Origin of the sequence: Streptomyces humi, from assembly GCF_001005085.2 — a bacterium.
Lineage (GTDB): Bacteria > Actinomycetota > Actinomycetes > Streptomycetales > Streptomycetaceae > Streptomyces > Streptomyces humi.
The window spans coordinates 83,140-100,548 of the sequence record NZ_LBMU02000022.1 but is presented as its reverse complement, the minus strand read 5'-3'; the positions used below and the strand labels follow the sequence as shown (position 1 = coordinate 100,548).

Here is a 17,409-nt window from a genome sequence, read left to right as displayed (position 1 = left end):
GTCCGCGGCACCGCCGCGCGAACCGCGAAGGACCTCACCCCACGCCGGGCGACCGGACGTGCGGTGAGGTCCTTCCGTGCGCTCGGCCCGGTCGTCCGCCGTGACCTACTTCCTGGACCACTTCTGGTTGTCGGTGCCGGCGCAGGACCACAGCTGGAGGCGTGTGCCGTTGGCGGTCTGCTGGTCCTTCACGTCCACGCACTTGTTCGCGAGCACGCTGGTCAGGTCCTGCCGGACGTTGAGCCGGAACTGCTGCGCGGGCCCGCCGTTGCAGGTGGCCAGCTGGACGACCGTACCGTTGGCCGTCGAAGCGCCCGCGGCGTCCATGCAGAGACCGAAGGCGCGGATCGTGCCGTCGGAGGCGAAGGTCCACTTCTGCGCCGAGGAGCCGGAGCAGTCCCGGATCTCCAGTGGCGAACCGTCCTTGCCCTGGCCGCCCGCCACCGTGAGGCAGCGGTGCGAGGCGTGGCTGAACACCATCACACCCGAGCTGCTGGAACCGCCGGAGGAGGCCGGAGCCGTCGTCGCGGCAGCGGCGGCCGGGGTGTCCTGGGCGGCGGGGTGGGTCGCCGACGACGACGCGCCGTGGCCCGCCGAGGTGTCGCCGGCGTGCGACGAGGCCGCCGACGAACCCGAAGCGGCGCTGTGCGAGCCGTTTTTGGCCGGGCCGGACGCGGCGTGCTTGCCGTCACCGCTCTGGCCGTGGCCGGTGTGGCCCGCGGCGGCCGCGTCCGGCGTGGCACCGGACCGGTGGCCCGACGACGGCAGCAGCGCCCCCGGCACACCCGCCTGGGCGCCGCCGTCCCCACCCGGCTCGAGCAGGGTGGCAGCGGGGTCGGGGCCGGCATTGGCGTGGCCGGAGCCGCCGCCCCGCAGCCCCACGAGGACACCCGCCACCAGAACGACGCCGGTGACCGCCGCGACGGTCAGCACGGTGCGGTGGGTACCGCGCAACAGGGCACGGGCACCCCGACGTCCGTTCCGCGCCGCGGCCCCGGCCACGCCGGTGGCCCCCGCCACGCCGGTGACCCCGGCCGTTTCCGTGGCGGAGGCCGTTTCCGTGGCGGAGGCGGAGGCCAGGAGGTCGGCGGCACTACCGGCTGCCGCCCCGCTGCCCCCACTCTTCCCCTTCTTCGTGGCGCCGGAAGCCGTGGCGCGGCCCGCAGTGGGGCTGGGTGCCGTGGCGCCGGTCGCCGTGGCGCCGGGTGCTGCGTCGCGGGCCGCGGTGGTGCCGGGCCCGGTGGTGCCGGCCGGCTTCACCCCGGGTTCGTCCACGTCGCCCGTGCCGGGCGTCGTGGGCCGCAGGGTGCCCGGCCGTGTCAGGGACGAGAGGCCGGCGAGCGGGGTGCGGGGAACGGCTGCCTCGCCGGACCGTGCCGCGGTCTCCCGGGCACCACGTGTGTTCTCGGGCTTCGAGGCCGAAGGCTTCCTCCGCCCCGCCGAGGGGTCGGCTGACGTCGTCGGGCCGGTCACCGACTCCGTGGCGATCGGGGCGCCTCGTTCCACGGCGCCCGGACTCGCGCCGGCCGCCGCGCCCGCGACGACCGGGGTACTTGCCGGAGCCGCGCGGGCGGGCCGCGGCGGATCTGGAGACTTCATGTGCTTCCTTCCAAGGGAGCGCAGATCAGGGTCCAGTGTTTCCGGGCTACGGCACACGTGCCTAGTCCCACACCTGCATAACGGACCCGTGTGCCGCAGGCTATCGCACGTGTGAGTTACAACTCATCTGGACCACATCCACACCACGTGAACTCGATACACATGTCGACGCGTATAACTGAACGAGAGTTCCGTCCTGCGCCAGGTGTCGCGGGTGCCGGGCCCGCGGTCGTGGTCACGGTCGCCGGACGATGAGCGTGCAACAGGTGGAGACGCTGTGATTGAGGAGCCCTGGTACAACCCGATCGTGGTCTTCATCTCGGGTATGTCCGTTCCGCTGGGGTCGTCGGAGCGGATGCGCGACGAGGTGCAGGCTCCTCATGAGGAACTGGTCAAGTTCCTGGACGGGTTCGAGAACCTGGTGGCGCAGGTCGCGGGGGGCACCGCTCAGGGGGCGAGCGGTGACTGGCCGGAGGCGTACACCGAGGCGATGAAGACGTTCCTGTCCGGGGGCGGTGCGGACTACATCTCCGGTCTGAGGGACACGGCGGCCCAGATCGCGGACGGCGCGCACGAGTTCGCGTACCAGCTGGACTACACCAACCTGATGATCGTCCTCCAGGTGCTGGCGTTCCTGGTGGAGTGGGCGATCACCCTCATCATGTGGGAGTGGAACCCGATCGGGGCGGCCATCGAGCAGGCCTTCCTGGAGCAGCTGTTCAAAATCCTGTTCGGCAACACCCTGAGGCGCTTCCTCACCCACGCCGCGATGACGATGGTGACCAACGTCGCGATCTCGTCGGCGCTCGACGGGCTGGCCCGGTGGATCCTGGCGCTGAACGGCGAGCACACCTCCCAGGGTGACCAGTACCGCAGGAGCGCGGTGCTCTCCGGCGCCGTCCAGGGTGCGTTCGGTGCCGCGGTGCCGCTGCTGACGGGCCCGATCAAGAAGCTGATCTCCAAGGGGTTCTCGCCCGCCGCGATCAAGTCGATGCAGGAGTCGATCGAGAACGCCCTCCAGCACCCGCCTTCCCCGGCACCCACCAGGACGGCCACGTCCGACCTGGCCGGCGCGGTGAAGGCGGGGGCGAAGAGCGGCGACGACCTGCCCGACACCCCGCTGGACAAGGACCTCGCCGACGTCGGCGGCTCGTTCGGCCCCAAGCTGGCCGCCCTGACCGTTCCGATGCGCGTCTCCCTCACGCACGACGTCGTCTCGAAGGAGGCCCAGGGTGAGTTCCGGAACGCGGTGGGCAAGGAGTTCGAGACCGCGTTCGGGAAGCAGCTCGGGTCGGACCTGGCGCGTGAGATGGGCTCGGACTGGGCCTCCGCCTTCATGGCGCACGCCAACGGCAGGAACCTCGCGGAGGCGTTGAAGTCGACGCTGGGCCCGATGGAGAAGCTGGGCACGAAGTACGCCCCGCTGCGCACGGCCCTCTCGGACGGGGTGGCCGAGGCCATGCCGTCGGTCTGGAAGGAGAAGCCGCCGCACCTGCTCGTGGACACGGCGTTCAGCGCGGGTTACCAGAACCTGTCCGAGGGCGTCGTCAACTACATCGAGCAGGGCGAGTTCAGCACCAGCAAGGAGACCACGTTCGGCGCGGTGGGCGGCGAGGTCCTCGGCCACGCCAAGCATCCGATCCTGGCGGGTGTGCACAGCACCCTCAAGGGCGCGCTGTCGCTCGACTTCAAGATGCCCCAGTTCCTCGTCCCGACGGCGCACGTGAACACGGCCGCCGCCGACGACCTCGCCGCGCCGCCGCCCCAGTACAGCGCGACCGTGACCGGGGGCGACACCAGTCTCGGGGGTGCGAACGGGGAGGAGTTCGTGCCACCACCCACCTACAGCGAGGCGGTCGGCGGCCCGTTCACGGCACCGCACATCGACACCCCGACGTTCGACGCCCCGACGCTGAACGCCCCGCCCCTCAACGCCCCGACGCTGAACGCCCCGACCTTCAACGCCTCTTCCTTCAACACCCCGACGCTGAACACCCCGTCCCCCAACACCCCGACCCCGACGGCCCCGTCCCCCAACACCCCGTCACCCAGCACCCCGACCACGAACGCCCCGGCCTCCGGCGCTCCGGCCACCCGCGCTCCGTCGCCCAACGGTTCCGGCGCGCATCCGACGTCGACGGGCTCCCCCCTGCCCACCAGTTCGAACGCCGGTTCCCCCGCGGCGCCCGGGGCCGGTGCGGCGGGCAGGGGCGTTCCAGGGCCGGGCGGCACGGCAGCCGGAACGCCCCCGGCGGGCCAGACACCGCCGTCCGGTCCGACCCGCGTCAGCACCACGAGCGCGGCGGGCGGCGACCGGTCCCGCCCGCAGCCACCGGAATCCACCGAGAGGCCGGCCTCCGGTACGCCGCGCCCGTCGCGCCCGGAGTCGGGCACCGCACAGCCGGGCTCCCCCGGACCCGGCCGGCTGTCCACCGAATCCTCCGGCGACACCGCCGGAGACGGCCGCCAAGAACCGGACGCCTCAGCGAGCCCTGCCCACGAGCAGGCCGAAGCCTTCCGGCACGGCGTCGACGAGGCCGTGGCGCAAGGCGGAGGGCACAGCGCCGCGAGGAGCCCGGAGGACTTCCACGGCACGCTCCGGTCCACGCCGCCGGGCAGCGAGCGGAACGCGGTCGCGTCCGGTCGTCCGGTCGAAGGCCAGGGCCCGTCGCAGGCGGCGGCCCTCTCCGGCGAGCACACGCCCCCCACCACGGCAGGCGGCCGGCCGACGACCGGCGTGGACAAGGGGAAGGGGCGCGCGGTCGAACCCGACGCGCCGGTCTCCCCGCTCAGGCAGCCGTCCGAGGACCCCAGGCTCCTGTCGGCGGACGAAGCCGACGCGATCCACGAGCAGCTGAGGGAGGAGCTGGGCCTCGACGCCTACCGCCGTGTCGTCCTCCAGGCCTCCGCGCTGACCGGCACCGTACTCGACATGCCGTTGAGCCTGGAGCGGGGCCTGGCCGACACCAGCCCGGGGGCCTACTCCGTACTGACCGACGTGGCGGTCGTCCTGGCCCAGCACCTCGACGACCCCGGGACGGGCATCCGTCTGGCCGGCGACCACGCCCGCACCCTGCGGGACGACCTGAACCTGGACGTCGCGCCGCCGCGGCTCCCGGGAGGCGCGTCCGAGGAGCCGGCCGAGGGCGACCGGCCGGGCGTGACCCGTCCGCAGACTCCGGCCGCCTCGTCCGCCGGGCACACCGGTGCCCACCCGCCCCTGCGTCCGCCCACCGTCACGGAGTCGCCGTACACCCCCGCGTCCGAAACCAGCACCGACCCCGCGTCCGAAACCGGCACCGACCCCGCGTCCGGAACCGAGGCCCGGAGCGCGGCCGGCCACACCTCGACCGCCGGTTCCGGGGCGGGCGTCGCCCAGGGTCCCTCCCGCCCTGAGCGACGGCCCTGGATGGTGTCGGACGGCAGGTACGTGCCCGTCGCCATGACCGACCCGGCAACCGGGCAGCAGTTGGTCGACCCCCGGTCGGGGCTGCCGCGCACGGAGTACGTACGCGTCCCGTACGAGCCGTCGACGCACGTCTTCCGTGTGCTGGACGGCCACCAGGTCGGCCTCACGCCCAAGGACGTCCGGGACTGGCTGGCCGAGGAGGGCCTGTACGTCCCGCCCGGCCCGGTACGCGAGGCGGTCACGGAGCACCTCTACGGGGCCCGGGACGGCGAGGTCGTCTACCAGCCGCACGACGCGGCGCAGCTGGTGCGGGACCTGCGGTCGGCAGCCCACACCCAGCTGCGCTCCGGACAGGACTCCGTGATCGACGCCGTCATCGAGACATCGGCCCTGATCACCGAGAAGTATCCACCCGCCGGGCACTTCTACCTGGGGCTGGGCCGCAGCCCCGCCGCCGTCGTCGCCGCCCTCCAGGCGACCGGCCACCCGGCCGAGTCCGTGCCGCTGTCCGACTTCCGTCCCGCTCCGGCAGGCGGCGAGTGGTCGATCTTCCGTGACGCGTTCAAGGACTATCCCCCGCTCACCGACGAGCAGCGGGAGATGCTCCACGTACACCTCGACGAGTTCGTCCGCCCGCATCTCGAAGCGGGCAAGGACGTCGTCCTCATCGACTACACCCAGACCGGCCTCTCCCTCTTCGCCGCACAGCACTACCTGGGTGCCTACCTCGCCGAGCGCGGGTACGACACGCAGGTCAAGGCGCTCGCGATGCACCAGCACATCGACGCCGACCGGCTCGGCGCGACCATGGACACGATCCGGACACCGCGCAGTTGGCTGCGCCAGCCCCTCGACTGGTACTACAACACCGACCAGCGCATCGCGTGGGGCAGGAACGCCGACAGCTTCGACCTCGGCGTGGACGGCGTACACGCCGACAGCGGCGATGTCCTCGGACAGGCCTTCAAGCAGGAGGCGTTCGACGGGCTCGCGGAACACGGTTCCTACAAACTCCTGCGCCAGTCGCCGCAGGAGTTCGAGGCCAACCGGCCGCTCGTGGAGCACGCCCAGCATGCCACCGGCTACCAGGTGCTGAAGGGTCTCGTGAAATCCCACCTCGCGATCAGCGAGGACCCCGGTTCCCCCCGGCCCACCTCCGGCACCGACCTGCCGACCCCGGCACGGTCGGCCGACGCGCACGAGGACGCCGCACGGTCGGCCGACGCGCACGAGGCCCCGGCACAGTCCGCACACGCCGTCGCCGACACCCCGCAGCAGGCGGAGCAGCACAGCGACCGCTCCGCCGACTCCATGGACCACGCCGACTCCATGGACCACGCCGACTCCATGGACCACGCCGTCCGGCCGGTCTCACCCGAGCCGGCCGCCGACGAGGAGGAGGAGCCCCCGAGTCCGGAGGTGCTGTCGGCGCACCTGGACGAAGAGGACTGGTGGAAGCTCTACATCAGGCCCGGCGACCTCGGCGCGGCGGTGGAGGCCGCACGCGCCGACACCACGACGGCCGCCGGTCCCGGCGGCTACTACGAGCAGGTCGCCGCCGGTTATCAGCAGCGCATGATCAGCGCCTACCGTGAGTTCCTGGACGACCCACGTGCCCTGAACACCCCCCTCACAGCCACGGACTACACCCGTATGCACGAGGTCGTGACGGGCTACGGTCCGGAGGGGATCGGCCGGTCGGGCATCGGTTCGACAGGCGCGCCGACGGAATCCGGTCACCTGAGTTCCGACCTCCTCTCCGAGACCCTGCTGGGCCGGCCGCTGATCACCCGGCACACAGGAGACGCCTGGTCCTACAGGGGCGACGCGCTGCTCACCGTCGTGTCGGACCAGGCGGCTCCCGCGATCATGGCCCGCTACCACGAGCACGAGGTCCCGGACCTGGTCGACGCGGTGTTCGCACAGCACTACCGCGAGGTGGCACGCGCGGGCTGGAAGGACGAACGCGCGATCATCAGGTCGGTCGCCCGGACCGTGCGCGCCCTGTCCGTCCTCGACACCGTGGACCCGTCCTCCGGCGCCGAGGCAGTCCACCATCGCCTGCTCCTGCACAGGCTCCTCCTGGAACAGGGTTTCCCGCCGGTCGTCTCGCCCGAACTCGACCGGATGTTCAGGGGCGACCACAGCATCGAGGAGATCCGCCGCGTCCTCGAGAAGGAGCTCACTCCGCCGGACGCGTCCGGTCCCTCGACGGTGCCCGGAGGCGAGCAGGCCCAGCCGGAGATCAAAACGCTTTCCGACTACCATCCCGAAAAGGAGTGGTGGAACTTCTACATCACCGGAAACGCCCACTGGCTGGCGACCAGCACACTGCACGAGAATCCGGATCTCCAGGGAGACCCGGGCCGCTACTTCGACGTGAAGATCAAGAACTCCGCCTACGACTCCTCGCCCGGTTACCAGCAGAGCATGATCGCCGCCTACAAGGTGGCCCTGGACGACAAGGAATTCGTCGCCAAGCGACTGACGGCCGCGGACCACAAGGCGCTCCACGAGCTCGCCACCGGAAAGATCGAGGGCAAGTTCGGCTGGACGCAGGGCAAGGGCGCCGTCTTCCCGATGCGGAGGGCGATCGCGCTCAGCCCCGACCTGGTGCAGGAGACCCTGCTCGGCCGGCAGGTGGCCGACCGGATGAAGTTCGACGGCAGCGAACCGCCCATCACGACCGTCAACGGCAATCTCATGATGGTCAGCCATCAGGCCGGCGACGCGCGGCGGTACGTCGACGCCGTCTACGACCGCTACTACGAGGAAATACGCCAGGCGGATCCCGGTGACCGGCGCGCCGTCATCACGGCCATCGGCCGGGCCGTCCGGACCCTGCTGGTGATCCATGCCTTCAGCGACGCCAACAGCAGGCTCACCATGCGTCTGATCCTTCCCAAGATGCTGCTGGAAAACGGCCTGCCACCGGTGAATTCATCGGCCTTCCACCAGATCTTCCAGGGCGGTTACTCCCTGGAGTACATCACCGACATCGTCGATTCCCTCATCACCGAGAAGCTCGGCGGCCCCGCTTTCCGGCTGCCGTCGGAACTCGCCGAACGCGAGGAGGACGAGGAACCCCCGGCCACTGCCGCCCCGGGACCGGAGCGTTCAGGGGGAACGGCGGCACACACAACCCCTCCCGCCCCCACCTCCGCCCCTGCTCCCGCCCCCGCTCCCGCTCCCGCTTCCTCCCCGGCTCCCTCACCCGAGCCCGCACGTCCCCACACCTCGGCCGCCGACACCCACACCCACGCCGACACCCACACCCACGTCGACACCCACGCCGACGCCGACACCCACGTCGACACCCACGCCGACGCCGACACCCACGCCGACACCCACGTCGACGCCGTCGACGGGACGGGCCGCCCCCACGGCGGAGACGACGACAGCGACACCGTGCGAGCCGACGACGACACCGAGCGGCCACCGGACGCGCTCTCCGACTTCGCCCCGGAGACCGACTGGTGGAGGTTCTTCATCGATCAGAGTGATCACGGTGCCGCGGCGCAGGCCGCACGCGACGACGCGACCACGGACGGCAACCCCGGGGCGTACTACGAACGCACGCACCCCGGTTACCGGAACGGCATCACCGCGGTGTACCGGGAAGCGCTCGACGACGGGTCCGCACTGACCGAACGCCTGGACTCCGACGCGTACCTGCGGCTCTACCGCACCCTGGCGTCCCACGTCGGGTTCACCGGCACGTGGGCGGACCACACCACCGGTGCCTCCCGTATCGAGGCGTCGGAGATCCACCCCGAACTGCTCGACGAGACCCTGCTCGGTCGCCGGCTGATGGTGCCGTGGTCGGACACGACGGCGCTCGCCGATCGGAACAACATGCCGGTCGTCGCCTTCGGCGGAGCCGGCGGCCAGCACACCGTCCTGCGGAGTTACAGCCGTGCCGAGACACCGGCACTCGTCGACGCGGTGCTGAGCCGGCACTACCGGACCATCGACCTGCTGGACCCGACGGACGAGCGCCGGATCCTGGCGTCCATCGCCCGGACGGTGCGCACCCTCATGGTCATCCAGCCGTTCCGCGGCGGGAACGACCTGATGAACGTCCGGGTGGTGTTGTTCCGGCTGCTGCTCGAACAGGGGTTCCCGCCCGTCATCTCGCCGCGTCTCACCGAGGTGTTCGGCGGCGCGCACTCGGTGCGGGAGATGACGGACGTCATGGCGCACTCGCTCGAGAAGCACTGGGGTTTCGGTTTCAGCGATCCGCTGCCCGCGGCCGCCCTGCCGGACAGCCCGTCACGAACAGCGGCCGACCTGGCAGCGGTGCACTACTCGGAAGCGGCTGCCGCTTTCGAGAAGAACCTCGGCCGTCACCTGCTCCAGCGTCCGGAGGCGGTCGGGGCGACCCGCAAGGTGGCGCAGGCCGTCTGGGACCTGCTCGCCGAGAAGGCACCCGACCGGCTCTCCGAGCTGGGGGCCAGGGACGGCATGCTGGCCGGCAGTGTCGGAACGGACCGCGACGTCCTCCACGAAGTCGTACGCTCCGGCAACCTCCGTGAGCTGAGCACGCTGCTGTTCAACACCTCCGCCAACCAGGCGCTGCGCGATCACATCGCACCGCCCGGCTACGAGGACTTCCCCGCGATCGGCCAGGAACGGTCCTGGCGCCGCCAGTACCCCTCCTACGGCGGCCGGATGTACGTCGACGACATCACCCCTCCGCTCAGCGAGGCGGAACGGGCCGCCTCGGTGAAGACCGACGCGTCCGGCCGGGAGTACGTGCGGTGGTTCAGGGCGGCCGACAAGAACCACCTGCCGGTCGAGGCGCCCCTGCACACACAGGGCCAGGGCACGGGAGCCCTCGTCGCCACCGGCACGTCCGGTTCGGTGGCCCTGATCCTCGAGACGGCCTGGCGCCTCGGGCAGCTGACCGGCCAGACCTTCGACCTGGACGAGCTGCGTCTGGCACTGGTGGGCCACAACCTCGCCCTCGGCCACCACACGCTGCACGAGCTCATGAGGTCGACCGAGATCTGGGAGGAGCGGCACGACCGCCCCCTCGGCGTACGGTACGAGGACGGCTGGAGCCGCTACCGGCACCTGGCTCCGCTGACCGAGCAGGAGCTGCGCGAACACGTCGCCGAGAACGGCCTGTTCCCCGACGAGATCGCCCTGGGCGTACGTGATCCCCGTCTCGACGACCCGTCCGTCGCCGACGGCGAGACCGTCCTGCGCGCCCTCGGCATCGCCCCCGGGCGGTGGGCCGCCGAACTCGAACTCGACGAGCACGGCGACTCGTTGCCCGAGTGGCACCCGGAGTCCGCCGGCCTGCCGGCCACCCGACTGGACGCCTGGTCGCAGTACCTGGGGGCGCGGTACGCCCTGGACCTGGCCGTCGAGCAGGAGAACCTCCTGCCGTCCGCGGGACCCGACGCCACCGGCGAGACCGGCCCGGACAACCACGCGGGGGCCGAACCTCAGCGGGCGGCCTCATCGGTGGCGGAACACACCCGGCGGTTGGCGTCCGCCGCAACGGCGCTGTCCGCCACGGGACATGATCCCGAGGAACTGGGCAGACGCTTCTCCGCCTGGCTCCAGGACCAGCACCGGACTGCGGACACGCCCCCGGTGGACAAGGGCAAGGGGCGGGAGGTCCCGTCCGGGGCACCGCAGGGTGACCACGACGAGCGGTTGCCGCCACGGGAGCAGGCGGACCCCGTGCACGTACGCCTGGAGGAGGAACTCGGCACGGACGCATACGTGCGGACCGTCACGCGGGCGTCCGGGATCGTCGCTTCCGTGATCGACATGCGCCCGCGGATCGGCGTCGGACTGTCCGACGCCGATCCCGACACCTACGCGGTGCTGACTCAGGTGGCGGACATCCTCGCTCACCACGATGACCCGGCCACGGCGGCCGACGCGGCGCGCGCGCACGCCGTCGCCGCCCGCGACCGGCTGGGCCTGCCCCACGCCCCCGCGAAGGGGGTGGCGGGCAGTGCGGAGCACCACGACGGCACCGCCGGTGAGGACCCGGACGCGGCAGGGCCTTCGCGCCCGGCAGGGCGGCAGGAGAGCGTCGCGGACACCGTGGCGGCCGTACTGGCGCCGGCGGACGCCGACGAGGATCCGGCGGGGCCCGCGGTGCTCTCGGACATGTTCCCCGAGCAGGACTGGTGGCGGCTCTACGTTCCCGCGGGCGACCACGCCCTGGTGGAGGACGCGGCGAAGCGGTTCGGCACCGTGGGCGACCCCGGTGTGCACTACGACGTACACGCGCCGGGTCATCGCGAGCGCATGGTGGCCGTGTACACCGACGAGCTGGAACGGCCGGAGGCCGTGGCCAGGCCGGTGGACGCGGCGGAGTACGCCCGGCTGTACACACGTGTCACGGGTCTGGCGGACACGGACCAGGTCCCGTGGTCCGACCACGACTGGGGGCACCCGCTGCCGCGGTCCGGCCACGTCGCCTCCGACCTGCTGGAGGAGACGCTGCTGGGCCGGCGGGTGGTCACCCGGGACGCCGGGGACACGGCTGGTGCCCTGCTGAAGGTGGAGAGCGACGCCGGCGGGAAGTTCTTCACCACCGTCTACCGGCGGGCCGAGATCCCGCGGTTGCTCGACGCGGTGTTCGCCCGCCACTACGAGACGATGGCGCACCTGGATCCGTCCGACGAGGTCGCGGTGCTGACGGGGATCGCCCGGACGGTGCGCACCCTCACCGTTCTGAACCCGGCCGGGCAGGCCGGCTCGCTGCACGGCCTCCTGCTGCTGCCCAAGCTCCTGCTCCAGCAGGGTTTCCCGCCGGTGTCGTCGACCGAACTACAGCACATGTTCAACGGCGACCACACGGTGCCCGAGATCACCCGGGCGATCGTCCGGGCGATGACCGAGGGCGCCGGGGAGCCCACCCCGGACGCGGAGCCCGCCCCCACCGGGACTCCCGAGGCGACGAAGCCGGCCCCGCTCTCCGAACACCTGCCGGAGAAGGACTGGTGGCGCCTCTACATCGATCCCCAGTTCCACGAGCACGCCGAGACCGCCGCCCAGGACAACCACGCCCTGCTGGGCGACCCCGGCATGCACTTCGACGTGGGTTCCGGGTCGGTGGGAGGTTCACCCGGGTACCAGGCGAACATGATCCGCGCCTACCGGGAGGTCCTGGACGACCCGGACGCCCTGGCCGCGCGAATGAACGCCGCGGAGCACCACAGGCTGCACACCCTCCTCACCGGCGGCCTCGTGGGCAGGTTCACGTGGTCGTCGAAGAAGACCGCGTTCCCGCTGCGGGCGGACATCCGCGACGAGCACGGCAGGTTCGTGGACCACGGTGACCTCAGCCCCGACATCCTCGAGGAGACGCTGCTCGGCCGGCGGCTGGCCGCACCCTACGTCTTCGAGGACTTCGACCCCCGCAACCAGCCGATCACCACCTACTCCAAGGCCCTCGGCCTGCTCAACTCCAACCACTCCGACGGAAGGGCGGCCCTGCGGGTCGACGCCGTCTACGACCGGTACTACGAAGAGGTCCGGCTCGCCGGGAGCGACCGGACCGCCGTGCTCGGGGCCATCGCCCGCGCCGTGCGGGCCCTGATGGTGCTCCATCCGTTCACCGACGCCAACAGCCGGCTCAACATCCGCCTCGTCCTGCCCAGACTCCTGCTCCAGAACGACCTGCCGCCCGTCTACCACGAGGACTTCCACGTCCTCTTCCAGGGCGGCCACTCGATCGCGACCATCACCCACACCCTGAGCACCCTCGTCGACAGGCACCACGGCCTGCCCGAGACCCCACAGCACACCCCGCCGGACCGGGCCGCGCAGGAAGAGACCGCGCCGGCCCGGACCGCGCGAGAAGAGACCGCGCCGGACGAGGACTGGCGGGACGAGGACGCGCGGGACGAGGGCGCGCGGGACGAGGACGCGCCTGACGAGGGCGCGCGGGACGAGGACGGTGCGGCGGACGCCGACGCCCTGCGGTCGTTCCACCGGATCTGGGAGAAGACGTCGGCCGACCGCGGGCTGCCGGCCCCGCTGCTCGCCGCGGTGACGGAGGCGCACACCCGTCTGGGCGGCTCACCGGAGCACGTGGACCGCCTGATCGCACGGTTCGACGCCCAGGTCGGGGACTTCGACGGCCTGTCCCCGGCGGACCGGCACGTGGCGGTCGTCGCCCAGCGGCTCCTGCGCGGCACTCCGCGGGATGCCGACGCCGCCGTGGACGCGGCACGGTCCGCCGGTGTCACCGCCTCCGAACCGGAGGACCCCGGCACGTCCGCGACCACGAGCGCGCACCCCTCGGGTCCGGCGGCGCTCACGAGGGAGGACCGGGCCGCGCTTGAGCAGGCCGAGAGCTTCCTGGAAACGGTGTCGCCGCAGGAGTCCGCGCAGGCCGGGCGTTGGGCCGCCGGCCAGGTGTCCGCCGATCACACCTGGTACGTGGACGCCCATCACCCGCGGGCAGCCGAGCGGCGTGAACTGCTCGCCGCCTTCGTCACGTTGCTGAGCCACAGCCGGCTCACGCACGGCGTCGACGAGAGCCGTGCGCTCTCCCTGGAACTCGCCCACCGGTACGGAACACGGCGGACCACCGGCCTGCCCGGCGGGGCCGCCCCGGAGGCCGCCCCGGACCGGGCGGACCTCCCGCCCTCATCCGCCGAGCATCCGGCGGCCGGGCCGAGCCGGCACGACGACGCCCTCGAACAGCCGCTGCCCGAGGACTCCAGGGAGCTGACGGATCCGATCCGCGACGAGAGCCCGTACAAGCGGCTGCCGACCCGGGAACTCGGCAAGGCCGACCTGCCCGCCGAGCAGCGCGCCCGGCTGCAACCGGTCCTGGACAGCTACGGAAGGCGGGCACCCGGCCACGGCACCGGCGAGACCCCGCTCGCGGCCGGGGAACGCCAGGACCGGTTGTCCGCCTTCCAGGGCCGGATGACGCGGTGGGGGAAGTCCCCTTCGCCGGCCGGCGATGCCGCCGGGCTGGTGCCTGGCGTACCCGTGCACGACGCTCTGGCAGCGGCGCTGGGTGTGCTGGGCCGGGTCCCCGAGCCGGGTTTCACGGGCCGGCTGGAGAGTGCCGGTGATCTCGCCGGGCTCTCGCGGCTGGAGCAGGACACGGTGATCGTGGCCGGACACCTGCTGGAACGTCCCGACGACATGCCGGGGGCGATCGCTCTGGCGGGGCGTCTGCTGGCGGACGCCCCCTACCTGCGGGACAGCAGGCTCGCGGGCGGGGGCACGGACCAGCCGGGCAGCACGTGGGACATGGTGAAGGCAGGTTTCCAGGTCCTGAGCGTGAACCAGGACACGCGGCCCGCCACCAACTCCCGGGAGATGGCCATCTCCCATATCGACCACGAGCTGAAGAAGGCGGGTCTGGACGGTGTGGAGACCGTCGGTTCCGGTGTGAAGAGCTCCATCGAGGCGATCTGGGCCATGACGGGGGAGAAGGGCGCGCGGGATGTGCACACCCTGATGCAGGATCCCTCTCTGACCGAGCTCTTCAAGATCCGGGCCGACGACCCGAGGGCGGACGCGGCACACCGGTACATCGCGCAGAAGGAGTTCGAGTACTGGACCAGGCAGCACGCGCAGAACCCGACGCCGGGAACCAGTGCGGCGACGAGCATTCCGGTGGAGACCCGGGTCGCGCTCCAGAAGCTCATGGGGTCGACGACGGACTGGGCGGAGCGCTTCCGCAGGGCCGGTGCCAGTTCGGGTGACCAGTTCGGCGGCGGCTTCAGCGCGGAGCCGCCGGCGGCTGAGGTCCCGGCGCAGGGCGGGACGGTGCCGCCGGGTCCGGGCGTGGACCTGTACCGGGCGCTGCCGGACATCGAGGCGGTGCGGACGGCCCAGTCGATGATCGAGGTACCGGCCGGTGTCGGGCGTCCGGTGGCCGCGCGGCTGGAACTCGCCCGCCACCCGGAGACCACGGACATCGCACCGGCCGGCACGGCAGAACCCGCGTCCGACGGCCCGGCACACACCACGGCCGCCGTCCCGCCGGCCGGCACGGCAGACATCACCGCAGACACCACCGCCGCAGACATCGCGGACGACGGCGAGCCCGGCGAAGCGGCGGCCGGCACGGCACGCGGCGCGGCCGGTGTCGGCGGTTCCGGGGCGCAGTCGCGTCCGGAGGAACCTCGCGCGTCCGACGGCGGCGGCCCGACCTCCGGTGAGACGGCCGCGCCGCGCATCGTCGACTCGGTCTTCTCCATCCTCACCGCCTCCCCCGCGCACGACACCCCTACGGACGACACCCCCGCGCACGACACCCCCGCGGACGCGGAGACGACCGGACCGACGGAAGACGGCGCCGAGCAACCTCCCCCGGCCCGGGGTACCGACGCCCCCGGCATGTCCGCGGCGCCGCCGCACTCCCGGTCGTCGGCATCCGGGGCGGAGCCCGGTCCCGACAAGGGCAAGCAACGCGCACACGTGTGGGAGGGTGCGGGCGGCGGCAGCCGGGACGCGGGGGCGGTGATCGACGCGGGGGCGGCGCTCACGGACGCCCGACGGGGGGTCGTGGCGGCCGAGGCCGCGCTGCACCTGGCCCAGACGCGGTCCGAGCAGGGGGTGGGTGGTTCCGGCGACGCCGGCGGCGAGCGGCTGGCCCGGGCGTACGACGACTACGTGTCGGCCGGTCAGGCTCTCTCCGACGCCGAAGCCCACTGGTACGAGGTGACGGGCGGCGACCCGCTGCCGGAGGTGCGGCGGTACGACGGCCCCGGCCTCGGCGGCGGCATGCCCCTCCTGGGACGGTCCACCGGGGGCGTTGCTCCGCCGCGGGTGCCGCCGGTGACGGAGAACCCCTACTACGCGGACTGGCTGCACCGAAACGCCCCCGCCGGGACGAACAGCCGTAGGTTCCAAGCCATCCACTCCAGCCTCGACGCGTGGTTCCACGGCGCGGGCGGCCTCGACCGGGTGCACGACTCCATCGACGCGTGGCTGAGGTCCTCCTCGGCTCAGAGCAGGAGTTCCCAGCGCAGTGCCGTCGTGCATCTGCGCGATGAACTGCTCAGGGATGCCGGGCGGACCGTGGAGCAGCGCCCCGCGCGCCAGGGGCAGTCCGGGCAGGGGCGGACGACGCCGGTGGGCCGGCTGGAGTGGGGACAGGGTCTGGAGCGGTTCGACAGCCGGGCCTCCCACATGAGTGGTGTCTCGGTCGCCAGCACCGAGAGCCGGCGCCGCGGACGCGGCGTCTTCGGCCGCATCGGAGACGCGCTCAAGCGATCGGTCTCCCGCGACGGCTCCCACCGCGACAGCATCGACCACCCACAGGGCACGATGTATCCGCAGGGCACGATGCACCCACAGGGCACGATGTATCCGCAGGGCACCGGCGGGCATCCCTACGGAAGCCAGGTCGCCGTCGACACCCTCGCCGGCTCGTTCCAGAACCTGAGCATGACCTCCCGCCGGCAGGTCCCGCCGTCGGTACCGGCCCCCGTCGCCACCCACGCGGCCGGCGTCCTGCACCTACGGACTCCCGGCGACAGTGCGGCGCACTTCACTGCCTACGCGCGGATACCGGCGGGCATCAGCCGGGGACTTTCAGAGGTCTCCGGCCTCCGCTTCAACGGCAGGGAATTCGAAGGCGATGCGCGCATCGCGGTCGAGAATCTCAACAATGCCAAGATCGCCACTCAGGAGAGATGGCTCGTCCACAGCAGCAGCGGTGGCGCACACGCGGTTCGCGGAACCGACCTGGCGAGCCTCAGGAAAAAGCTGATCAAAAAGCATCCGGTGCTCAGCACCTACTTCAGGGATCTGGAGGGCGGCAACGTCTCCGGAAGCAATCCGTTCGGTGCACGCGAGATGAGCCACAAACACGTTCCGCTGTCGCAGGACATGATCGCCAAGATCAGCTACTACCGATATGACAGGCACTATCACAACGTCGTCGATTCGTTCAAGGCGGCAGCCGAAGCCGTGGCCGAGAAGTTCGAACTGCCAGGACGGCAGATAGAGATCATCATCTCGCCGTACGCCAACAAGAACTACACGATTCAGACCGATGGCAGGGTGACAGTGAGTGGAGGAATTCCGGACGTTCCGGACGGGGCGGGCATTCTCTTCCTGATCCCCAACAAGTTCTACGTACTGCTGGGTCCGTACATCCAGCCCGGACATGTCATGCACGAGTTCGGACACTGGCTCACGTACGCCGCGGATCCACTCCTTCATCACAAGCTGTGGGACGCCGACTGGAAGCACGCCGACGCACGGCAGGTCGCCCTGCGGACGCCAGGAAACAGATTCGTCAACCAGGATGGCTACGCCGGGGAAAACCCGTCCGAGTTCGTCGCCGAAGCGTTCAGAGGACTGGTGGAGGGCCACACGCTCCCGGCTGATGTCGTCAAAATGTACGAAGCCTTTGGCGGCCCCGTACCCCGGAGGCACCGATGACGGACCCC

At 71.7% G+C, this 17,409-nt stretch carries 2 protein-coding genes; one reads left to right on the top strand and one right to left on the bottom strand.

Features of this window, described 5'->3' with window-relative positions; all coding sequences use genetic code 11:
* Positions 1 to 105: 105 nt before the first annotated feature.
* Entirely contained in the window at positions 106 to 1,599 is a 1,494-nt protein-coding gene (locus tag AAW13_RS46640; protein WP_240528577.1) for an RICIN domain-containing protein, read from the bottom strand.
* Positions 1,600 to 1,876: 277 nt separating this feature from the next.
* On the opposite strand from AAW13_RS46640, the gene AAW13_RS08980 reads away from it, so the two are divergent.
* Positions 1,877 to 17,401 (top strand): hypothetical protein, encoded by a 15,525-nt coding sequence (locus AAW13_RS08980; protein ID WP_071659486.1) that lies wholly within the window; start codon positions 1,877 to 1,879, stop codon positions 17,399 to 17,401.
* Positions 17,402 to 17,409: the final 8 nt, after the last annotated feature.